The sequence below is a fragment of the Mycobacterium asiaticum genome, from assembly GCF_001673635.1.
Taxonomy (GTDB): domain Bacteria; phylum Actinomycetota; class Actinomycetes; order Mycobacteriales; family Mycobacteriaceae; genus Mycobacterium; species Mycobacterium asiaticum_C.
In genome coordinates, this window is sequence record NZ_LZMH01000057.1 from 13,061 (window position 1) to 34,446 (window position 21,386).

The following is a 21,386-nucleotide window of genomic DNA, read 5'->3' on the forward strand; positions in this document are numbered from 1 at the left end:
GATGGCCTACCCGTCCGGTTACGAGGGCTACTACCCGACGGATCAGGCGTGGTCTTCCGGTGACGCCAAACCGGCGCACCGCCACCTGACCGTGGCGGTCGTGCTGCTCGGGCTGGGTGCCTACCTGGTCAGCTTCGGTCCGATGCTCAACGCCGCCGGAATCGACTGGGACGTTCGCTTTGCGGTCCTCGCGGGGCTGCTGGCCGCGTTCGGGCTGCTTCCCCGGCAGACGTCGGCTCCCAAAATCGTTGCGGTGCTTGCCGCGATCGGATTCCTGGACGCCTTGTCGCGAGGGATCGTGGTGCCCGACGGCATCGAGCCCGGGTGGGCGCTGTGGGTGCTGATCGTGCTCAACGCATTGCAGACCGCCGCCGCGATCGGCGCGGTGCTGACCCAGCCGAGCGCGACCGACGAACAACAAGCCTGGTACGCGGCGTACGCCGAGCAATACGCGCAGGCGGCGGCCCAGTACTACGGGCAATACGCCGCATCCGAGCAGGCCGACACCGGGTACGACGGCGCTACCGCGCACGCCCAGCAGCCGGCGCAGACGAGACCGGCAGCGGCTCCTCAGGAGGCGAGTTACGCCGAATTCGTCGCTGGGCAGCCCACGGCACCCGCCGACCAAGCAACGGGGCAGCCGTCCCAGCTTCCGACCGGCCTACCGCAGGTGGGGCAGCACGCGGCGCCCGCCGCGCCGCCCAGCGAAACCGGCCAGCCGCAGCACCACACGTCGGCGCCGCACTGACGTCGCTGCGGTTCAACCGATGGAGAGCTGCGCGATCAGCGTGTTGATCGCCGCGGCGACATCGTCGGGAATCGGACGCTCGGCCTCGGCGTCGGCCAGAAACGACGCCGGCAACCCCGCCGCGGCAGCGGCTTCCTCCAGGCTCAGCTCGGCGCGATGCCGCGCACCGTAGAGCCGCTGCCCCAACGTGGCGTGCGGTGACCGCGCGGCGCGCGCCATCACGTCGTTGTAGGCGCGGCGCACACTGCTCAGCGCCAGCACGATCGACGGGGTGCCCTTGGCGTTGCGCGCCGCGCTGGCCGCCACGTTCTCGAGTTTGCGCAGGTCGGCCAGGATGCTGGTGACGCGTGGCGTGAAGTTGGGATCCGACGGCTCACCCAGCAGACTCATCGCCGCGCTGATGCTGTGCATGGCGAGCTCGACCGCCTCGGCCATCAATGGGGCGCGGACGGTGTCGGTGAGCGACTCGGTGGTCTCGTCGCCGGCCGGCGGGCCCGTGACACCGGGAGCGGCCGGGGTTCCGCTGCGGATTCGGGCGATGGTGCCGGGGGGCCATTGCAGCGCCTCCTCGAGCTTGGCGAGCGTCGCCCGGCGCGGCCAGCTGCGCCCCTTCTCGAACGCGATCAGCGTGCCCGCATTGATGATCTTGTCTTTGGCCAGGCCGCGCTGGGTGATCTGAAGCTCGTTGCGCCGGTTGGCGACCGCCCGCCCGGCGCGTGCCACCCCGGGGTCCACCTCGGCGTCCCACCATTGGTCCTCGTCGGGTTCGGGTAGGTCGATGACCCGGGTGACGTCGCCGGACGTATCCCGCGGCTCGGCGAGCTTCCCTGTCGGCGTCAGCGAGACCTCGATGCCTTCCGGATCGCCTAGATGAAGAGTGGTGGGGCCTGTGATCACCACCGAGCTGCGGCGCACACCGTCGAGATACATGCCGTTCGTGCTGGTGTCGATGGCCTGCCAGGCGTCGTGCCCGGGCTCGAGGCGCACATGTGCCCGGGAGATGCGCTCGTCCGCGAGGCGGACGGCGGCCGAGCTGTCCCGGCCGATGACGGCGACGCCGCCGTGCGGGTCCAGGGTGTGCACCTCGTCGCCGAGTCGCACCGCCATCGCGGGCACCGAGGGCTGGTCAGGTGTCACTGCGTCACTCCCCCGCGCTCAGACCCCCGGATGTTGAGCATCTCCGCTACAGCCTTCCTCGAACCGCGGTTATTGATGCTACATCTTTGTTGGTTCATAACCGCGCACCGCAGGTCACGGATTCGCAGCACTGTGCAGCTGCCGATCCCCCGCTATCGACTCCAGGCATGCTGACCTGCGGATTTACGGTTCGCCCCGGAAGGGCGGTGAGTTATTTCCGTAGCTGCTACGTTTTAGTTGTTGCATCTGGCGCTGATCTTTGGTTAAAGTCGTCGCATCGGAGGCGCGCTGGCGCCGGAAGTGGAGGGGAAGGCGATGACCGCAGCTGCTGCGCCGCTGTTCACGCGGCTGGATGAATACGTTCCGGTGTGTGCCGCCAACCCCGAGCGGTGGACGACCAGCGAACCCGACGACGAGGCCAAGGCGCTCTGCCAGGCGTGCCCGCGACGCTGGCTGTGCGCCCGCGAAGCATGCCAGGACCCGAACGTCGAGGGGCTGTGGGCCGGCGTGGTGATTCCCGAGTCCGGGCGCCCTCGCGAATTCGCGATACGGCGACTACGCGCGCTGGCCGAGCGCGGCGGATATCACGTACCGCCGCGGCGGCGGGGCCGACCGCCCAAGGTGATGCCCTAGCTGTTCAAGGGATGGGGGCCGAGCCGATCTGGCACACCAGCAGGTCGCCGTGGCGCACCTGCAGGGTGAACATCGACGCCCCGCCGTCCGCGCGTAATACGTCCACTGTCCACACCGGTCCGCTACGGGTGAATCTCGCGACGGCATCCACCGGCAGCGGGCGAACGAATCCGCCGCGTTTGATCTCGTCGATCTCGGTGGCCAGGACTCCCTCACGTGGCTCCGGGCACGACAGGGCTTCCACGTTCGCAAGCTGTCGCGCATTTCGTTCGCGCATCCACACCCGCACCGTGTTGGCGGCCACGGCATAGGCCTGCTCATCCGGCATCGACTCACTGGCCGCCATCGGCCGCAGGGTGGCACCGCCATAACCGTCACCGCGGTCGCGGCCTGCGATCGCAACGAGCAGCACCGCGACAGATGCCAGGGCCGCAAAACCCCACGCGCCCAACCGAATCCATTTCCGGACGGGCCTGACCGGCTCGGCAGCCATGATCACGCCAACGGTGGCGTGTCGGCGTCACACACCCTCAACTCGCCGCCCTCCTGCACCAGCGTGTACTCATCGGAGAAGTAGCCGCCGTGTTGTTGCGCCTCCTGCACCAAACGCGTCTGGCGCTCGCTGATCGGGTGCACCCGCAACATGAACCGACCCCAAACCCGCTCCCCTTCGTCGCGGAACCCGACGACCGCCTCGAGGTGAATGATTCCCTGGACGGTGCTGTTCTGCTCAACGCCTGCGATCTCGTCTTCGACGTTCTTGCCGGGGTTCGCGCAAACCAACGCCCGTAACGCCGCGCCGTCGCCGCGGTTCTCCGCGTCATACCAGCGCCTGAGTACCTCGAAGGCTGGCTGCTGGCGAGGCGACGGGACGGGCACCGCCATCATGTCCGCTCGCGGCGGCGGTGGCGGGGTTCGCCACCCGACGGCGAACACCAACACCGCGGCCACCGAACACAGCGCCGTGACCGCCGCCAGTACCCGCACCGGCCATCGCCACGGCCGACCGGCTACGCGCGCCGCATCGGTACGCTCCGACAGCCGCCCGTCGGAGTGGCAGTCGATCACCAGTGTGCGCCAGGGTGTTCCGCCCGCGGCGGCCTGCGCGCGGTAATCGTTGAGCATGTCGACCACCCCATCGGGCACGTCCAACCGCGCCGGCGCCGACGCGGGCGACGTCACCGTCGCGACGACCGGCGCCGCGGCCGACGGGTCGAACTCGACTCGAAGATGTGCCCACCCCACCGGCGCCCGGCTCAAGAGCGTCGTCACTGCATCCTCGACCAGGCGCCGATCACCCGAACCCACCCGGCAAGACTAGCCAGGGGGGCGCAGCCAGGTCATCGTGTTGCGGTCGCGGTCGCGTTGCAACAAGCCGGTGCCGACCTTCCAGATAGCGACGTGTGCGTCGTCGGGGGTTTGCCACATTGTCTGGCAGGTCGTCATGTTGACCGCCGCATAACGTTCGCCGTGCATGTCGATCCCGCTGACGATCGTGGTGCCGTTGGAGGCGACATACGTTCCGTCCGGAAAGGTTCCGTGCAGGTCCACACCGCTGCAGATTGCGCCGGCCTGGCCGGTCAGCAGGTCCCACTGTTGCCAGCGCCGTTCGCTGGGCTCGCCCAGCCCGAGGTAAATCTTGGCGCCGATGGTGCGGACGTCGGTGACGGGTTTCGGTGCCGCGAACTGCGTCACCGGGGTGCCCGCCGCGGTATAGACCGCGATATTGCCGTCCACCTCCACCGCCGGCATGGGCGGATTGTCCAGCAAGGTCACCATGGACCGCCCCAGAGGCCGCTGCGCCACCAACCGCCCCTTGGTGTCATAGAAGAGAACGCCGGTCTCGCCGCTCTGGGAGTTCCGGTAGGCGTAGGCGAAGCCCTCGTTGTAGACGACCGCACGATGCAGCGACAAGCCGGCCGGAGCCGTCGGCGTCAGGTCCGCTCCGTCGGTCACCGAAAAAACCCGGTTCGGATCGCCACCGGTTGACACCGCCAACGTCGGCGCGGGGATGTCGTTGGCCACCCGGTAGTCCATCGGCATGAAGAACCCGTCGCCCGGCACCGACCAGGTGCGCTCGCCGTGCGAACCGACCCCGAAGACGCCCTGGCCCTCCACCGCGGCCACCAGCCACGTCTGCCCGAGGTGAGTGCCCGCCGGATGAGCCTCGGGGCGCCCCGGAAAGGCGGCGAAACCCACGTCGGTGGGACCGGTGAAACTGAGCGATCCGTGAACCAGGTCGATCACCCACGCAGTCAGCCGCGCACCGGTTTTCAGGCACACCGCCACCCCCGGCCCGTTGCCGAAACACTCCGCGTCGTAGCTGTAGTCGGGCAGGGGCACCGGGTCGAACAAGCGGGCACCGGTCCTGGTATCGATCCCGTAGACCCACGCCTGCTGCGGCCGGCACGCAGTTGTACAGAAGTTGTCGACGAATTGGGACAGGAAGTAGGCCTTGTCGCCACTAGCGGCGAACAGCTCACCCAACGGCGCATAGTCGGGCATACCCAGATCGGTCGGGCCGACCTGCCAGCCTGCGACCGGTTGCCGATCCAACGCGAACGGCACCAACAAATCCGTTGGGGTACCGATCGGCGGCTGCCACGGTAGCCCGGCGTCGCGCCCCGTGTGCCTACCGCCCAGCAAACCCGCCCGCCACGCGGCTACGCCGCCGGCCAGGACCACCACCGTCAGCACTACGGCCGCAATCCACCACCAACGACGTCGAGGCGGTGTTGATTGCTGGGGCTCGACCCATTGATACCCGCCTTGGGGCGCCCCACCACCCGATACCACTCACACCCCCACATCCGGTCGATGCACCACGGCCAGGCTAGTCAGCCGACCACCTCCGCCGGTCCAACCGCAGGCAATTATCCGTGCGCAATACGCAAAACCGTGTCTTAGGCTGAACTGAACGGGTCATCGCGACCGGGTGGTTCGGGTCGCGGATGTGCGCTCGGGGGAGGAACGACATGGGCACAGACGATCGCACCCTTGCGGATCTGACGGCGCAGATGAACGGGTGGAAGACGGGCACGGGTACCGAGCTGTTGTTGGAAGACGCGCACGCGGCGGCGTTCCTGGACCGCGTCGAAGCGGCCAAAGCAGATTTGCAGCAACAACTCACCGGAGCCAATGGTCTGCAAGCCTGGCTATCGGGCGCGGACGTCGGCACCTACGTCTCGGCGACGACCACCCGGCAGCACCTCGAGGAAGACATCGCCGAATTTATCGAGGCGGTCAGCAGCTACATCCACTACCTCGACGCTCTCACCCAAACCGCCGCTGCCGCCTGTCAGAGCATCCGCAATGCCGACCAGCCCCATTCCTGAGCTGCCGACACCGCGGGACACCGACATTGGCCACCTATGAGGACCTCGAAGCCGCGGTAGCGGCGATCCACCAGGCGCATCCGAACTGGCAACCACCCCAACTCGTACAGACAGCCCTGAACATGGCGGGGCTGTCGCCGATCGTCCCCAACAGCGTCTTCGACAGTCTGCGCACGTCGGCTCCGCCCGGCGTGTTCGACGCGAACGGTCAGATCGCCAACCCGCGGCCGGGTACCCCGACTCCCGTCCTGCCGCGCCCCGACACGACCACCCTGCCCCCACCGATGAACATCCCTGGCCCGGCAACGGGCCAACCGGTCGACAAGAACCTGCAGGCGCCGAAGAACGACCTGGATTCGCTTCGGGCGACTGGACATCCGTGCAAGAACAAAAGCGTTCCGCACGACCAGATCCGGACTTTCATCGACGGCTACAACGGAATCATCGGAGCCACCGGCAGCGGACCCACCAATTCGCATTGGAACGCAAGTATCGACCGCGCGAAAACCGGCCTGCAGAAAGCGCTGGCGGGTCTCAGTAGTGGAATCCGCGGCCAATTCGCCGATGCGCTGAACCTGAACCTGCAGCGATCTTTTCAAGTGCTGGACGACATGAGCAGCCACGCGGCGACGATGGAGCAATTGTTCGACGCATTCTTCGACGACCTGTCCACGACGAGAAGCAACTACGAGCAATACCTGCCGCTGTACAACCAAGCCATCTCCCACCCCGACGAACCGTCGAGCAAGGAGACGCTGAATCAGCTGAACGATCTCGTGCTGGGCATCATGGACGTCTACCGAGGGCCGATCGACGGGATCGCTGCAAGCCATCCCAGCGTCGACAGCGCGGTACCCGAAGTCGGGCCGCCGATGTCCGGCCCGGCGGGGCTGGGCGGCGGCCCCCCGGCCGGATCGGGCGGCGGCGCGCCCGAAGTGTTGCCGCAGGGCGGGCTCAATACCGGGCGGTCCCCGGCTCCGCCGGCACCCACCGGCGTCCAGTCCGACGGTCGGCAGTCCACGCCAACTGTCCCGGCCGATGGTGGCGCGGGCCAGGTGCCCGGAGATGGTGCCGGTCAAGGCGGCGGCGCCGGTGGGCAGGGTGGCGATCCCGCGGCGAAACCGTCGGCGGACGCGACGAAGGCGGGCGGCAAAGACGGAACCAGCTTGTACACCGGGCCGCTCGGTCTCGGCTCCAAGGGTCATTCGGCACCGCCAAAATCCGGCGGCGGAGGCGCCGGTCGCGGCGGCGGCGGCGGACGAGGATCGGTCGGCACCAAGCCACCTCCCACGGTCGCGACGCCACCCAAAGCCGGCGGCAGTCCAGCGCCCGTCTCCCGCGCCGGGATCAGCGGGCCCGGCGGGCAAGGGGCGCCCGGCGCGCCGGTAGCCGGCCACTCCGGCAGCACTGCGGACAAGGCGCATAAGGCCAGCAAGGCGCTGCGGCTGCCCAAACACGGGGAAGAGGTAGCGGGTGAAGCCGAGGGGGTGGTGCCGGTGATCGGTGATGTACCGCGCCGGCCCGCCCCCGCCGATCGGAAGAAGACGTAGCCGTCGCGACAATGGTGCTGTGCGCGTCAACACCGTGAGCCTGCAGCGTCTGGGCCGCATCGAGGTGCGGGACCTGCGGGTGATCAGCGAATATCTGGGGCGCGACTTTCTACCGTTTCCGCTCATTCCCACTGTGCCGCACCGATTTGCCGACTTGGGTGCGTACCGCGACTACGCGAGAACGATTCCCGATCGCTTCAAGCACGGCGACTTGGCGGTCTTCGGGAAGTGGTTCGCCACCTACGCCGAGGCGGACATTCGAGTGGAATGCCGGGTGCAGTACTTCCCCGCCGATACCCCGAGCACCCGGCTGCTCGCCCACCGCACCGGCGAGCTCGGCTTCCTGGCCGAGCAGCAAGCCGATGACGTCGTTGACATATTCACCCTGTCGGCCTACGACCTGGGACCGGCGGTCGCCGGGACGGTCGAACTGACCAATCCCGGCACCCGGCCGGGAATCGTCATCCCCGAGTACGTCCCGCAAGCACTGCGCGGTCGCGCAACGGCCGACTCCGACCCGACCTGGGGCGTGGGGGCCCCGGTGTCGGTATCGAAGGATGCGGTGATCGCTTACGGAACGGTCCAGAGCCACTGCCGGCCGGCGCGTGACTGGGGATTGGACCAGGACAAGGATGCGGTGGTGTGGGTGCGCCTGCGCGACGAGGGCGACTACATCTACGCACCGGGCTATCGGTCGGCGACGCCGATGAGCCGCCGCGACCTCAGCGCGCGGATCGACGAATTGATCGCGGCGGATGTCGCGTCGTTGCGGCTGTCTCGTGGGAACTAGCTGCCAGCGCCTGGTGAATGTGCCACAGCGAGGCGGACGCCTCGCCGATCGCGGCGATCGCCCCGGCGATGGCCGCAAGGATTGTGGCCGCCGAGGCGACGCCCACCGCCACGCCCGCGACCGCGAGTCCCGCCGCGGCCCCCGCGGCGGCACCGGCGCTGCGCGCGCTTGCGATCGCGACGGCATCGCCCCCGCTTCGCGGGACCAGCGCCAGTTCCCGCATCGCGCTGGCGAAGTCAGTGACCTGCACGACGAGGTGCTCCCCCAGCACGGTGATCGCGTCACTGAGACCGAGCCGCCGAGCCGCGACGCTGCCCGAGGCATCCGCGATCGCGATTCTCAGATCGGCGATGTTGTGGTCGAGCCGCGTCCGCACCATATCGACCTCGTCACGCATTCGCGACATACCCCTCGTGCGTCATTTCCGGGCCCCCTCGGGTACATCACCGCGTCTGCAGCTCTATTCTGCTGCGGCACAGAGATTTCCAGCGGGGACGGTTCATCCCCGCTCTTAGCTTAACGACCGGACCGGGTGAAAATGCGCATCAATATTGCTGCTCGACAACCGATCCCGATTTTGCTGTGGCGCTCGCCTAAGATGGCTTCTTGTCAATTGAGATCAAGCAGGGGGCGTGCTGGTGTGCACCGACAAGCGTGGCGGTAAAGCGTCGAGGTTGCGCGGTGTGTGGGCTGCCCTCGCGGTATTGATCGTCGCCACAACCGCGTGCGGCGGACCGCGCACCAACACAACCACCACCGGAAGTTCAAACCCACAGTCGCACAGCACAACAGCTACCCCGGCCGCGAGTCCGCAGGAAGTGCTGCCCTTCCGGTCGTTGGACCAGCCCGGCGGGGTGGCGGTCGACAACTCCGGCGCGGTGTACGTCACCAGCGGAGGTGACAACCCGCAGGTTCTGAAACTGACGGCCGGTGCGAACGGTCCAAGCAAATTACCCTTCGGTGACGTCAGGACGCCGAACTACGTCGCGGTGGACGGCGCCGGCGCAGTCTACGTCAGCGATTACAACGGCAACCGGGTGCTCAAACTGGCGGCTGGCGCTAGTTCACCAATAACGTTGCCGTTCAATAAGCTTTCCCTACCCTCTGGTGTGGCGGTGGATGCCGAGGGCAGCCTCTACGTCGCCGCCTACGACCGCGTGCTCAAGCTGCCGTCCGGTGCCGGCAGCGCAACCGAGTTGCCGTTCCCGGACATCCACGGGCCGCTCGGAATCGCGGTGGACGGCACCGGCGCCGTGTACGTCACGTCGGTCGCCAACCGGGTGCTCAAGCTGCCCGCCGGAGCGGCCGAACCGGTGGATCTGCCGTTCTCCGGCCTGCTCAATCCCTACGGTGTTGCGGTGGACGGGGCCGGCACGGTCTATGTGGCGGATTCCAGCCACAACCGGGTGCTCAAACTGGCGCCCGGAGCCAACGCACAAACCGAGTTGCCCTTCTCCGGACTCAACCGACCACGCAGCATCGCGTTGGACACGACGGGTCACCTCTACGTCGTCGACGAACTCAACGACCGGGTGCTCAAATTCTCGACCGGTTGACCATCCAACCGGGAAGCCTCTTCCCAGACGATGTTTCGAACAGCACCGGCAACTATGCGGGGACCCAGTCGCCGGCATTCGCGAAACTGGCCAGGTTCGGTGTCTTCCAATCGCCCTGCGCAGCCAGCGCTCGTTCCAGCGCGGCGGCCTGATCGCTCTGGGCATCGTTCACCGTGACCAGCCCGGCGATGATGGCGCTGACACTGGCCAGGAATCCGGCCGCGGTGGTGAGGATGAAAGCGAGGGCGGCGGGTAGGCCGACCACGGTGGCGGCCGAGACGATGGCGCCAACGATGGACAGCACCAGCACCGATACACCGGGGATGATCGTGTACCCCGCCACATCGAGCGCGCTGGCGACGGCATCCAGCGAACCCTCGATCGATTGTGCGGCGGTACTGAGCCCTTCGACCGATTTCTGTTGGTTGCCCACCGCCACTTCGTAGGCGTTGGCCGCCGAACCTGCCCAATGCACTTGAGCGCGAATGCCGTTGGCCTCGTCTTCGAGCGCGTCGGACATCTTGAGCGCACCGGAGCCGACCCTCGACCAGCCCTGCTTGTGATCGCGCAGCACGTCCGACATCGAAACCGTATCGGCCACCTTCTTGACCTGGGGAATGATCTGGTTGCGCAACATCCCGATCACCACGGCGCCGGCGGTGGCAATTTCCTCGTCCAGGTCCAGGATGCGGGCGAGCCGGCTGCCCGCTGCCTCGTCGATCACGCGCTCCAACTCGTCGGTGCGCTCGACAAGCTTGCGGTAGTACTCCTGAACTTCGTCACCGATGCCCATGCCACCCCCTCTTGACCGTGGATCGCCGCGTCAACGTGGAATATCCGTGGCGGCAAAGCTATTCGCGACGGCGACCAGCGTTGCCCCCATGCCGTTCATCGACGTCTCGCCCACTTTCGCGCGGTCGTGAACCGCGTCGCAGAACTTGTTATACGCATCCAGGAAATCCTGAATCAGGGTGTACGGGTCGTAGCTCATCTCACCGACCGCGGGACTGCCGAACGGACTGTTGATCTTGGACGTTGCCGCGGTATTGGCGAAACCCGCCAGCGCCGCCGCGCTGTCCGTCCACAGTTTTGCGTCTTTGCGGAGCCACTCAATGTCGACTTTCAGATCGGGCGGCATTACCTGTCTCTCTCTCGCATGTCGGATATGACCGAGCACGACGCGGCCCTCACGGCGCGGCCTCTCCCATGAATTGCAGGGCGGCGATTCCTTCGCGCGTCAACTTGCTCAACTCGGCCAGCAGCGCCTGCTTGGCACTTTCCAGAGCCGATCCCGCGGCGGACTGCTCGTCTTTGGCGCGCTGCAGCGCGGCGGCGAATTCGGTCATGATCCGCGCGGCGGCGGCCTGCTCGGCCCATGCCGCGTTGATTTGGCAATCGACCAGCCAGGGTCCGTCCAGGTGCACCGCTATCGTCCGCGGCGCGGCGGGAAATTCCGCGGCTTTGCGGGCCGCCGCCTCTGTTGCCAGTTCCGCGGACAACCGGTCGGCCCGGTCGCATGCCGAATAGACGTCCGCGCGGAAGCGCTCCAGTGGCCGCGGCGGGTCCCGGTAGTCGTCCAGCGAACCGATCAAGTCCTGCAATGTCGCCGCGGGTTGCGCCGGTTGGGTCCCCGCGGCTGACCGGGCGTCTTCGTACTGGATGTCCATCGCCGCGCGATACGCGGCGAAAATAGCGGCCGGCAACATCTCGGCCGACAGCCGCTCGGCCCAGTCGGTGCGGAGGTCCAGCCGGACGGGCGTGTGCTGCTCGTCGATGTACAACCCGACCATTCCGGTGCCGTCCCGGCCCACCGCCGGCCCCCGGGCTGGGCCGGTTCGCAGCCGCAGATCGTGCAACGTTCCATTGAGCGCCGTCGCCGTGCCCGCATCCAGCCCCATGCTTGCCGCGGCTTCGGGCGATATCGCATCGAAGCTCGGGAGCTGTTGGGGGACATCGTGTGTGGACGGCGCAGGGGCAGCCGGTTCTTGCGCATCGGCTTCCGCATCGGCTTCCGCATCGGCGTCCGCCCACGCCCTTGCCGTCGCGGGGTCGACACCCTGGGTCAGATATTCCTCGTAGGTACCCATGGCGCGTCAGGCCCGTGAGCCCGGGCTTTCAGCGAACCCACGGATCAGTGGCTGCGCACGACACCTCCGCGCCGGCCTCGCGTGTTTCGGCTCCGGTGGAGTCGACGCCATACCTAAACCCCCAAGGTGGTGCACTGTGCAATCAGCCTATCCGCGGCCCCAGCGATAAATAGCACTTATTCCACGCGGTGGGCTTCGACCGCATCGTCTCGCGCCCGCAGCGAACAGGCTGACCACCGCTCCGGGCCGCACGGTAACCTCGTTCTCAGAGTTCACAGGGATCTCGAGGCTCTTGTGCACCGCACCGAAGAGGAGATCGTCTATGGCCGGCCCCAGCGAGCAGGCTGACGTCACCCGCGCCGACCGTTTCATCAAGACCGCAGTAGAGATCCTTGGCGAGACCGGCCGGACCGACTTCACCGTGCAGGAGGTGGTGGCCCGCTCCAAGACCTCGCTGCGTGCCTTCTACCAACACTTCGGCAGCAAGGATGAGCTGCTGCTGGCGTTGTTCGAGCGAACGATGGTGCAGGCGGCGCAGACCTGGCGCGCCGAGACGGCCGGACTCGACAGCACCGCGGCGCTGAAACTGGTCCTCGACCGGATCAGCGCTCAGCCGGAGTCGACCACGCAGGACAGCCTCAACCGGGCGCTGAGCCTCTACAACCAGCACCTGGCCGAGACCCGGCCACGCGAATATGCGCGAGTCCTCTCTCCGTTGCACCGGTTGTTGCGAGACATCGTCGGCCAGGGCATCACCGAAGGGGTCTTCAATCCCGGCCTGGACGTCGGCGCAGCCGCCGCGATCGTCATGCAGACCATGGTCGGTGCGCTGCGATTGCATTGGCTGGGCACCGAATTGAACGGAACACCGATCGACGCCGGACAGCTCTACGACTTCTGCACCCGCGCCCTCGGCATCCGCGAAACCGACGATGAAACACCCGAGCCATCGCTCGCCGAACTGTTTGCCCAGATCGGCATGCGCCCGGCCAGCTTCCACGGCGGAGAGTTCGCCATGACCATGCCGGTCAGCCCCCAGGTGGTCAACACGTCCGGTGCACTGCAGGGCGGGTTGATCGCGACGCTCGCCGACGTCGCCGGCGGCCAGCTCGGGCTGGAGTACCTGCAGCCCGGCACGGCCATGACCACCGCGGACCTGTCCATCCGCTACCTACGGCCGATTCGGCAGGGTTCGGCGTTGGCGGTGCCCAAGGTGCTGCGCGCCGGCCGCCGGTCGCTGGTGATGCAGATCGACATCTTCGGCGACAGCGACAGCGAACTGGCGGCCACCGCGACGGTGAACTTCGCGATCGTCGGTCGCCCCGCCGATGAGCCCGAACGCCCGCCCGCCGACTAGGCACCAAAACGTCCGGCGAGCAGGCCTTCCCCCGCCCTTTACGAATGGTGGTAACGTCATTACCACCTTCAGAGATCCAGCCTCACAGGAGAATCGTCATGCCCTCTCGCGAGCTTTCCTTTCCGGTGTTCGACGCCGACAACCACATGTACGAGCCGCAGGAAGCGCTGACCAAGTTCCTTCCCGACCACCGCAAGCACGTCATCGACTACGTACAGGTGCGCGGCCGCACCAAGATCGTGGTGCGCGGCCACATCAGCGACTACATCCCCAATCCCACCTTCGAGGTGGTGGCCCGCCCGGGCGCCCAGGAGGACTACTTCCGCAACGGTTCGCAGGGCAAGAGCTACCGCGAGATCCTCGGTGAGCCGATGAAAGCCATCCCCGCCTTCCGCGAGCCGGGAGCACGCCTCGAAGTGATGGACGAGCTCGGCATCGACTACGCGCTGATGTTCCCGACGTTGGCCAGCCTGGTCGAAGAGCGCATGAAGGACGACCCGGAGATGACGCACGACGTCATCCACGCGTTGAACCAGTGGATGTACGAGCAGTGGTCGTTCAACTACCAGGAGCGGATCTTCGCGACGCCGGTGATCACCCTGCCGATCGTCGACCGGGCGCTCGAGGAATTGGAGTGGTGCCTTCAGCGCGGTGCCCGCACCGTGCTGGTGCGCCCCGCACCCGTGCCCGGTTACCGCGGCAGCCGCTCCTTCGGCTTCGAGGAGTTCGACCCGTTCTGGCAGGCCTGCGTGCGCGCCGAGATTCCGGTTTCGATGCACGCCTCGGACAGCGGTTACTCGGAGTTGCTCAACATCTGGGAACCCGGCGACGAGTTTCTGCCGTTCAAGCCCACCGCCTTCCGCAGCCTCGCCCTGGGTCATCGGCCGGTCGAGGACGCCTTCGGCGCGTTGATCTGTCACGGCGCGCTGACGCGCAACCCCGATCTTCGGATCCTGTCGATCGAGAACGGTGCCGACTGGGTGCCGCATCTCTTCAAGGGCCTCAAGGGCGTCTACAAGAAGATGCCGCAGGCGTTCGCCGAGGACCCGATCGAGACGTTCAAGCGTTGCGTCTACATCAGCCCGTTCTGGGAGGACCGCTTCACCGAGATCGTCAAGATGGTCGGCACCGACCGGGTGGTCTTCGGTTCCGACTGGCCGCACCCGGAGGGCCTGAAGGACCCGATCACATTCGTCGACGAACTCAGGGACTTCGATCAGGAAGACATTGAAAAGATCATGGGCGGCAACCTGATGAAGTTGATGAAGGTCACCAGGCGCGCGAAAAAGCCGGTTTCCGCATAGGCGCAAGCACCGGAGCGTTCGGCCCGAACCCGGATCGATCGGGTTCGGGCCGATCTTTTCGATTCGCCCAAATCGGCGCGTGGCGTCTGCTATACAAAGCGCATCACATTGTCTTAAGGCGCATACGGGGCATCCGGTGGGGGGTTATCCGGCGCCATCAAGGTGGGGGTGCACGATGAACTTGGGGTCAGCCAACTTTTCCAGGACCGTTTCGCTCAGCAGTGACTTGTCCTCTCAGTTGGACGGACCGAGCAGCACGTTGCGCGCGACCACGGTTCGCAGCGCCTCGGCGGTGGTCGTCCGCGCCGGCGGCGAGGTCGATGCGTCCAACGAGCACACTTGGCAGGGTCTGGTCACCGAGGCGGCAACCGCGGCCAGCCAGGCCGGCCTGCTCGTCGTCGACGTGAACGGCCTGGATTTCATGGGCTGCTGCGCGTTCACCGTGCTGGCCGACGAAGCGGAGCGCTGCCGCGAACGCGGCATAACGCTGCGCATGGTGAGTCAGAATCCCGGCGTCGCCCGCATTGTCGATGCGTGCGCATTCGGCAATGTGTTGTCCGTGCACCCGACCACGGAATCCGCGCTGACCACCGCCTGAGACGGCCCGAGGCGGCCTGACGAATTTCGTGCGTGGCACACGTCCCGCGCATTGATAACCTGATTAGCGTCGCTTGACGTTGTTTTCGTCAGCGCGCCAAAAACTGGGTATTGATGCGGTCCGTGGGAGGTACGGCCAACATGGCGGCCGATGAGGACTGGGACAAAACGGTGGGCGCGGCTGAGGACGTGCGGCGCATCTTCGAGAACATCCCGGCGATGGTTGTCGGCCTGGAAGGGCCCGACCACCGGTTCATTGCCGTCAATGCCGCGTTTCGCGACTTGAGTCCGCTACTGGTCAGCGTGGGTAAGACCGTCAAGGAGATGTATCCCGAGCTGGAGAGTCAACAGATCCTCGAGATGTTTGATCGGGTGTATCAAACCGGGGAGTCACAGTCGGGATCCGAGTGGCGGTTGCAGGTCGACTTGCAGGGTTCCGGCCTCGAGGAGCGGTTCTTCGACTTCCTGGTGACGGCGCGACGCGGGGACGACGGGTCCATCGAAGGAGTGCAGCTGGTCTTCGACGACGTCACCACTCGGGTGCAGGCGCGCCTGGCCGCCGAGGCGCGGGTCGAGGAACTCTCGGAGCGCTACCGGAACGTGCGCGATTCGGCGACCGTCATGCAGCAGGCGCTGTTGGCCGCGTCGGTGCCGGTGGTTCCCGACGCCGACATCGCCGCCGAATACGTCGTCGCTGCCGAAGACACCGCCGCCGGCGGCGACTGGTTCGACGCCCTGGCGCTCGGGGACCGCCTGGTGCTGATCGTCGGGGACGTCGTCGGCCACGGTGTCGAGGCCGCCGCGGTGATGTCGCAGTTGCGCACCGCTTTGCGGATGCAGATCAGCGCCGGGTACTCGATCGTCGAGGCACTAGAGGCCCTGGACCGGTTCCACGAACAGGTGCCGGGCTCGAAGTCAGCGACCCTTTGCATCGGATCCCTGGATTATGTGACGGGTGAATTGCAGTACTGCACCGCCGGGCACCCGCCCCCGCTGGTGGTGTCGGCCGGTGCGGAGTCGCGGTATCTGACACCGTCGGGCGGCGGCCCGCTGGGCAGCGGCGTCGGCTTCCCACTGCGCACCGAGCCGCTTGGCATCGGCGACACGGTGCTGTTCTACAGCGATGGTTTGATCGAGCGCCCGGGCCGGCCGCTGGGAGCCAGCACCGCCGAATTCGCCGACTTGGCCGCCAGCATCGCGGCCGGCACCGGCGGCTTCGTCATCGACACGCCTACCCGGGCCGTCGACCGCCTCTGTTCGGAGACGCTGGAATTACTGTTGCGCTCCACCGGATACAACGACGATGTGACCCTGCTGGCGGCGCAGCGCCGGGCGCCGACACCGCCGCTGCACATCACTGCGGACGCGACCATTCACGCCGCTCGTCACGTCCGGTCTCGGCTGCGAAAGTGGTTGTCCGACATCGGCGCTGAAGACACGGACATCTCCGACATCGTGCATGCCGTCTCCGAATTCGTCGAGAACGCCGTGGAACACGGTTACAGCGACGAGGTCACCGGCGGGGTGGTGGTCGAGGCGACCCTGAGCGGTGACGGCAAGCTGCGGGCGTCGGTCGTCGACCGAGGGCAGTGGAAAGACCACCGCGAAGGTGCACAGGGCCGCGGGCGCGGCTTGGCCATGGCCGAAGCCCTGGTGACGGAATCGCATGTCAGCCACGGCCCGGACGGCACCACCGCCTCGCTGACGCACCGACTCAGCCGCCCGGCCAATTTCATCAGCGACCCGGTCATCAGTCGGGTCACCATTCGGCGTGAACTCGACGACGAATTCGTCTCGCTGGTCGACGATGGCCGCATCATCGTGCGCGGCGAGGTCGATTCGCACACCGCCTCCACCCTGGACCGCCAGATCGCGGTGGAAAGCCGTTCGGGCATAGCGTCTTTGACAATTGACCTGAGCGCGGTGACGCATCTGGGCTCAGCGGGCGTGAGTGCCCTGGCCGCCGCGCGCGACCGCGCCCGCAAGCAGGGCGGCGACTGCGTGCTGGTGGCGCCACCGGGCAGCCCCGCCCACCACGTTTTGTCGCTGGTCCAGATACCGGTCAACGGCGCCGATCCCGGGAACGTCCTCCTCGCCGATTAGGCGCGCTCAGCGCGTTCGGCCGTGCCGCACCTGGTTGAACGGCACCCCGCGGTCGGCGGCGTACTCGCGCGGGAAGTTCAGCACCCGTTCGCCGATGACATTGCGAGCCATCTCCGTGGTGCCGCCACCGATCGCGACCGACTGCCGGGACAGAAAACGGAAGCCGGTCTGCAGCCCCTCGCCGACTTCCCCGACCACACCGGCCGCACCGGCGATCGCGAGTGCCGTATCGACCTCCACCATCGTGGTCTCGGCGTGGAACAGCCTGATCAGCGTCCCGGCGGCCGGAGGCAGCGAACCGTCCCGCACGCTGCGCGACACGTGGTTGATCAGTTGCTCGGCAACCGCGCGGTGCACCAGCGCCCGGCCGGCCATCTCCTGCGCGCGCTCGCTGTCAGCCTGGCCGGTCCTGGCCAGCAGATCCGCATAGTCCACCGGTGTGGTGTGACCGCCCTCGCTGCCCGAGCCGCTGGCGAACTCCGAGCCTTGACCGACGGCGCGGCGTTCGTGGTAGAGCTGCCGAGATGCCACCGCCCAGCCGTTATTCACCTCGCCCACCACCGCGTCGTCACCGACATCCACGCCGTCGAGGAACTCCTCGCAGAACTCCGCACCACCGTTCACCTGGGTGATGCGCCGCAACGTGATTCCCGGGTGACGGATGGGGACCAGAAACATCGTCAAGCCGTCGTGCTTGGGCACATCCCAGTCGGTACGGGCCAGGCACAACCCGTAGTCCGCGGCGAAAGCGCTTGTGCTCCATGTCTTGGCCCCGTTGATCACCCAACGATCGCCCTTACGTTCGGCGCGCGTGATGACACCGGCCAGGTCCGAACCACCGCTGGGTTCGGACAGCAATTGGACCAGAATCTCGTCCCCCCGCAGCGCCGCGGCGATGTGTTGCTTCTTCTGCTCCTCACTGCCGGTGTCCAGCAGTGTGGCGCAACAGATGGTGAAAGTGGGGACATTGAGGATCAGCGGCATCTCGTAGCCGACCGACTCCACGTTGAATGCCCGCTGGTATTCGTAGTCCAGTCCCAGTCCGCCGTATTCGCGCGGGAAACAGATCCCGGCGAACCCGCCTGAGTAGAGCCGCTTCTGCAATTCCCGCGCCCGCTGCCAGGACTGCTCGGCGTCCCGCGGCATGGCCGGCGGCGACTCGGGGTCGATACTCGGCATGTTGTCGGCCAGCCAGGCCCGCGCGCGGGCGGCGAATTCGGCGACGGACTCGGCTGTCATTTTGCTGCCGCCTGGTACACCCGGAGGTTGTGCTCCTCAGGGGTGCCGAACATGGAGCGGTACAACGTAATTCGACGCAAGTACAAATGCAGGTCGTGCTCCCAGGTGACGCCGATGCCGCCGTGCATCTGCACGCAACGTTGCACGATTTGGCCGGCCAGCTCGCCCACGTAGGACTTGGCGATGCTGGCCGACAGGCCGGCTTCGGGTGCGCGGGCGGACACGTCGGCCACCGCTGCGGCAGTCGTTGCCCGGCATGCTTCCAACCACATCTTCATGTCGGCGAACCCGTGCTTGAGCGCCTGATACGACGCCAGCGGCCGGCCGAAGCTGTGCCTGTCCAGGGCCCACTGCACGGTGAAGTCGAAGGTGGTCTGCAGGATGCCGACCACCTCGGCGCACTGCAGCACCTGCGCAACCTGACTTTGCCGATCGATCAGCGTGGGTGTCTCCTCGGCGGTGCCCACGGCCGCGGAGCCGTCGAGCACCACCCCGTCGAATTCGACCCGCGCGTACTGCTTGACCAGATCGATCGACGACTGGGGCGTGATGCTCACTCCCGGGCTGTCCGCGGGCACCAGGAACTGACGGATCCCCGCCGCGGACCGTGCGACCACCAGCAGCAAAGAACTCTGAGCTCCGGCCTCGACCCGGTCTTTGACCCCGTCGATGCGGTAGCCCGACCCGGCCTCGACGGCGGTGACGGCCGGCTCGAGGGGCGCCCAGCCCCGGCTCGGTTCCGACACCGCCCACGAAGCGACGGTGGCCCCGGACATCAGCGCCTCGATGAGTTCCCCGTGCTCGTCCCGCCCGGCACAATCCACCAGACCCGCCAGGACGGTGCTGACGGGGTACAGGGGGCCGGGGGCAACGGTTTTGCCCAGCAGCTCGGCGACCGCGGCCAGGTCCGCGAACCCGTCGCCCGAGGCGCTTCCCCCGCCCAGTTCCTCGGGAACCAACAAGGCGGTCCAGCCGAGTTCGGCGGCCCGCCGCCACCACGCGGGCTCGAAGGAGACGCCCGCGGCGTGCAGGTCCCGGACGTGCCGCAGCGACGCTTCTTTTGCCAGAAACGCTTGGGTAGTGGAGGTAAAGAGTATCTTTTCGGGAGAGTCGACAGCGGTCATGATGCCGGCCGGACTTCGCTCGACCATCTTTCGCTGTCGCGAAGGAAGTCGGGTAGAAGAATTGGGTGGCTGATCATCGCCAGATCGGTCCTCGTCGGAGTTCGCGGAAGACTCTGATGTTAGCAATGGGTAATACCGTAAGAGATACCGGAGTTCACTCGATAATGACGAGCGGCAATGGCTGAGACAGACGACGACGCGGTCACGTCCAAAGCTGAAGCGCTGGCGCTGGCTTTGGAGGCAGAGGCGCAGGCCGCCGAGGCCGAGGCGCTGGCCGCTGCCGCGCGCGCCAAGGCCCGCGCCGCCCGGCTTCGCCGCGAAGCGCTCGCCGTGAGCAGCGGTGACACGGAATACGACGAGTATGCCGACGACTATGAAGACGACGAGGAAGACGAGGACTACGACGACTCGGAGTACTACGAGGACGTCGAAGACGCCGAGCACGCCGAGTATTACGAGGACGCCGAGGACTACGACGAAGCGGCGAACTACGACGAGTCGGCGAATTACAACGAGTCGGCACCGGTAGTCGAGGGTCCGCTGTCCCGGCGGGAGCGAATGCGCAATTCGTTCGGCGTGCCGAAGTTGTCGACGCTCGCAAAACTGGCCGCCGTGCTTGTCATCTGCGCCTTCATCGGGACCAGCGGTTACTTTGTGTGGCAGCACCACCAGGCCAACGAGCGTGAGGAAAAGTCCGCGGCCTTCATCGCCGGCGCCAAAAAGGGCGTGGTGAACATGACCTCGCTCGACTATAAGAAGGCCAAAGACGACGTCCAGCGCGTCATCGACAGTTCCACCGGCGAGTTCCGGGACGACTTCCAGCAGCGCGCCGCCGATTTCACCAAGGTGGTCGAGCAGTCCAAGGTGGTCACCGAGGGCACCGTGAACGCCGCGGCCGTCGAGTCCATGGACGGGCGTTCCGCACTGGTCCTGGTTTCGGCGACCTCGCGGGTCACCAATTCCACCGGCGCCAAGGAGGAACCGCGGACCTGGCGGCTGCGGGTGACCGTGACTGAAGAGGACGGGCAATACAAGATGTCGAAAGTGGAGTTCGTACCGTGAGCGACAAGGTGCGCGGCGAACTCGAGGACGAACTGGACCACAAACTGGACGAGCAAGACAAGACCGCGGTTATCGACACGACGGGCGGGCACCCCGAAGACGAGGTCCAGGACGACCCCTTCGTCAACGCCGACGCTGAGCCGGCCGCCGATCTCGCCGACGACCCGGACGGTGAGGAGACCGCCGTCGTTACGACCCCCGCGGCGGCCACCGACTCCGAGACTCGAAAGCGCAACTGGCGGCGCGACTTCTGGCACCGCCAGATCACGATCAAGCCCATCCCGACGATCCTCACTTTGCTCATATTGATCACCGGCGGCGTGACGATTTGGCTGTATTTCAAGTACCACGAGCCGGATCAGGCGACCAGCCCCGGCGTTGCCCGCGCGGCGGTCAATGCGGCATCGGACGGCACCGTTGCGGTGCTGTCCTACTCGGCCGACAGCCTGGATAAGGATTTCGCCAACGCCCGCTCGCACCTCTCCGGGGATTTCTTGTCCTACTACGACCAGTTCACCCAGCAGATCGTTGCCCCGGCCGCCAAACAAAAGTCGCTGAAGACCAACGCGCACGTAATGCGGGCCGCGGTGCAGGAACTACACCCCGACTCCGCGGTCGTGCTGGTCTTCGTCGATCAGAGCACCACCACCAAGGACAACCCGGACCCGTCCATGTCTGCCAGCAGCGTGCTGGTGAATCTTGCGCTGGTCGACGGCAAGTGGCTGATCACCAAGTTCACTCCCATCTAGCCGCCGGCACGTCGG

General features: G+C 66.7%; 22 protein-coding genes. 12 read left to right on the top strand and 10 right to left on the bottom strand.

Features of this window, described 5'->3' with window-relative positions; all coding sequences use genetic code 11:
- Position 1 precedes the first annotated feature (1 nt).
- Positions 2 to 748: a DUF5336 domain-containing protein gene (locus A5645_RS16660; RefSeq protein WP_065038048.1), complete on the top strand. Its 747-nt coding sequence runs from the start codon at positions 2 to 4 to the stop codon at positions 746 to 748.
- 12 nt (positions 749 to 760) lie between these two features.
- Here A5645_RS16660 and A5645_RS16665 read toward each other — a convergent pair whose 3' ends face one another.
- A complete protein-coding gene (locus tag A5645_RS16665; protein ID WP_155768046.1) occupies positions 761 to 1,885 on the bottom strand; it encodes an FHA domain-containing protein in 1,125 nt (374 codons plus the stop codon).
- Positions 1,886 to 2,200: 315 nt separating this feature from the next.
- Here A5645_RS16665 and A5645_RS16670 point away from each other — a divergent pair, with 315 nt between their 5' ends.
- Positions 2,201 to 2,518 (top strand): WhiB family transcriptional regulator, encoded by a 318-nt coding sequence (locus tag A5645_RS16670; protein ID WP_065038049.1) that lies wholly within the window; start codon positions 2,201 to 2,203, stop codon positions 2,516 to 2,518.
- A gap of 4 nt (positions 2,519 to 2,522) precedes the next feature.
- On the opposite strand, the gene A5645_RS16675 is transcribed toward A5645_RS16670, so the two are convergent.
- The 3 genes from A5645_RS16675 to A5645_RS16685 are packed head-to-tail and all read right to left on the bottom strand — an operon-like array spanning position 2,523 to position 5,215.
- Complete coding sequence (locus A5645_RS16675; RefSeq protein ID WP_155768047.1) at positions 2,523 to 3,011, bottom strand: hypothetical protein; 489 nt, start codon at positions 3,009 to 3,011, stop codon at positions 2,523 to 2,525.
- Positions 3,012 to 3,013: 2 nt separating this feature from the next.
- Positions 3,014 to 3,826 (bottom strand): hypothetical protein, encoded by an 813-nt coding sequence (locus tag A5645_RS16680; protein ID WP_065130350.1) that lies wholly within the window; start codon positions 3,824 to 3,826, stop codon positions 3,014 to 3,016.
- A 9-nt stretch (positions 3,827 to 3,835) separates the two neighbouring features.
- Positions 3,836 to 5,215, bottom strand: coding sequence for a 9-bladed beta-propeller domain-containing protein (locus A5645_RS16685; RefSeq protein WP_065130352.1), 1,380 nt, complete (start codon positions 5,213 to 5,215; stop codon positions 3,836 to 3,838).
- Between the two features lie 278 nt (positions 5,216 to 5,493).
- Between A5645_RS16685 and A5645_RS16690 the strand changes: the two genes are divergently transcribed.
- Genes A5645_RS16690 through A5645_RS16700 form a run of 3 tightly spaced genes read left to right on the top strand, consistent with a single transcriptional unit; the run spans position 5,494 to position 8,193 of the window.
- Entirely contained in the window at positions 5,494 to 5,853 is a 360-nt protein-coding gene (locus A5645_RS16690; protein ID WP_065130354.1) for a hypothetical protein, read from the top strand.
- 26 nt (positions 5,854 to 5,879) lie between these two features.
- Positions 5,880 to 7,403: a hypothetical protein gene (locus A5645_RS16695; protein WP_065130356.1), complete on the top strand. Its 1,524-nt coding sequence runs from the start codon at positions 5,880 to 5,882 to the stop codon at positions 7,401 to 7,403.
- A gap of 19 nt (positions 7,404 to 7,422) precedes the next feature.
- Positions 7,423 to 8,193 carry an ESX secretion-associated protein EspG gene (locus tag A5645_RS16700; RefSeq protein WP_065038055.1) on the top strand — a complete coding sequence of 257 codons (771 nt, stop codon included), beginning with the start codon at positions 7,423 to 7,425 and terminating at the stop codon, positions 8,191 to 8,193.
- On the opposite strand, the gene A5645_RS16705 is transcribed toward A5645_RS16700, so the two are convergent.
- Complete coding sequence (locus A5645_RS16705; protein ID WP_065130358.1) at positions 8,126 to 8,590, bottom strand: hypothetical protein; 465 nt, start codon at positions 8,588 to 8,590, stop codon at positions 8,126 to 8,128. The genes A5645_RS16700 and A5645_RS16705 overlap by 68 nt on opposite strands.
- Before the next feature lie 235 nt (positions 8,591 to 8,825).
- Here A5645_RS16705 and A5645_RS16710 point away from each other — a divergent pair, with 235 nt between their 5' ends.
- Positions 8,826 to 9,749, top strand: coding sequence for an NHL repeat-containing protein (locus tag A5645_RS16710; protein ID WP_065130360.1), 924 nt, complete (start codon positions 8,826 to 8,828; stop codon positions 9,747 to 9,749).
- 52 nt (positions 9,750 to 9,801) lie between these two features.
- On the opposite strand, the gene A5645_RS16715 is transcribed toward A5645_RS16710, so the two are convergent.
- The 3 genes from A5645_RS16715 to A5645_RS16725 are packed head-to-tail and all read right to left on the bottom strand — an operon-like array spanning position 9,802 to position 11,836.
- Positions 9,802 to 10,542: a hypothetical protein gene (locus A5645_RS16715; RefSeq protein WP_065038058.1), complete on the bottom strand. Its 741-nt coding sequence runs from the start codon at positions 10,540 to 10,542 to the stop codon at positions 9,802 to 9,804.
- Between the two features lie 30 nt (positions 10,543 to 10,572).
- Positions 10,573 to 10,887 (bottom strand): hypothetical protein, encoded by a 315-nt coding sequence (locus A5645_RS16720; protein ID WP_065130362.1) that lies wholly within the window; start codon positions 10,885 to 10,887, stop codon positions 10,573 to 10,575.
- Between the two features lie 49 nt (positions 10,888 to 10,936).
- Entirely contained in the window at positions 10,937 to 11,836 is a 900-nt protein-coding gene (locus A5645_RS16725; protein ID WP_065130364.1) for a hypothetical protein, read from the bottom strand.
- A gap of 322 nt (positions 11,837 to 12,158) precedes the next feature.
- Here A5645_RS16725 and A5645_RS16730 point away from each other — a divergent pair, with 322 nt between their 5' ends.
- The 4 genes from A5645_RS16730 (at position 12,159) to A5645_RS16745 (ending at position 17,197) form a co-directional block, all read left to right on the top strand.
- Positions 12,159 to 13,193 carry a hotdog fold thioesterase gene (locus tag A5645_RS16730; RefSeq protein WP_065130366.1) on the top strand — a complete coding sequence of 345 codons (1,035 nt, stop codon included), beginning with the start codon at positions 12,159 to 12,161 and terminating at the stop codon, positions 13,191 to 13,193.
- 98 nt (positions 13,194 to 13,291) lie between these two features.
- Positions 13,292 to 14,497 (top strand): amidohydrolase family protein, encoded by a 1,206-nt coding sequence (locus A5645_RS16735; protein WP_065130368.1) that lies wholly within the window; start codon positions 13,292 to 13,294, stop codon positions 14,495 to 14,497.
- Positions 14,498 to 14,672: 175 nt separating this feature from the next.
- A complete protein-coding gene (locus A5645_RS16740; RefSeq protein WP_065038063.1) occupies positions 14,673 to 15,095 on the top strand; it encodes an anti-sigma factor antagonist in 423 nt (140 codons plus the stop codon).
- 140 nt (positions 15,096 to 15,235) lie between these two features.
- Positions 15,236 to 17,197 carry a SpoIIE family protein phosphatase gene (locus tag A5645_RS16745; protein ID WP_065130370.1) on the top strand — a complete coding sequence of 654 codons (1,962 nt, stop codon included), beginning with the start codon at positions 15,236 to 15,238 and terminating at the stop codon, positions 17,195 to 17,197.
- Between the two features lie 6 nt (positions 17,198 to 17,203).
- Here A5645_RS16745 and A5645_RS16750 read toward each other — a convergent pair whose 3' ends face one another.
- Both A5645_RS16750 and A5645_RS16755 read right to left on the bottom strand, forming a co-directional pair.
- Positions 17,204 to 18,436 (bottom strand): acyl-CoA dehydrogenase family protein, encoded by a 1,233-nt coding sequence (locus A5645_RS16750; RefSeq protein WP_065038065.1) that lies wholly within the window; start codon positions 18,434 to 18,436, stop codon positions 17,204 to 17,206.
- Positions 18,433 to 19,560, bottom strand: coding sequence for an acyl-CoA dehydrogenase family protein (locus A5645_RS16755; RefSeq protein WP_081288397.1), 1,128 nt, complete (start codon positions 19,558 to 19,560; stop codon positions 18,433 to 18,435). Before A5645_RS16755 ends, A5645_RS16750 begins: the two co-directional genes overlap by 4 nt.
- Before the next feature lie 177 nt (positions 19,561 to 19,737).
- Between A5645_RS16755 and A5645_RS16760 the strand changes: the two genes are divergently transcribed.
- Both A5645_RS16760 and A5645_RS16765 read left to right on the top strand, forming a co-directional pair.
- Positions 19,738 to 20,622, top strand: coding sequence for an Rv1363c family protein (locus A5645_RS16760; RefSeq protein WP_065038067.1), 885 nt, complete (start codon positions 19,738 to 19,740; stop codon positions 20,620 to 20,622).
- A gap of 71 nt (positions 20,623 to 20,693) precedes the next feature.
- A complete protein-coding gene (locus A5645_RS16765; RefSeq protein WP_065130398.1) occupies positions 20,694 to 21,371 on the top strand; it encodes a hypothetical protein in 678 nt (225 codons plus the stop codon).
- Positions 21,372 to 21,386: the final 15 nt, after the last annotated feature.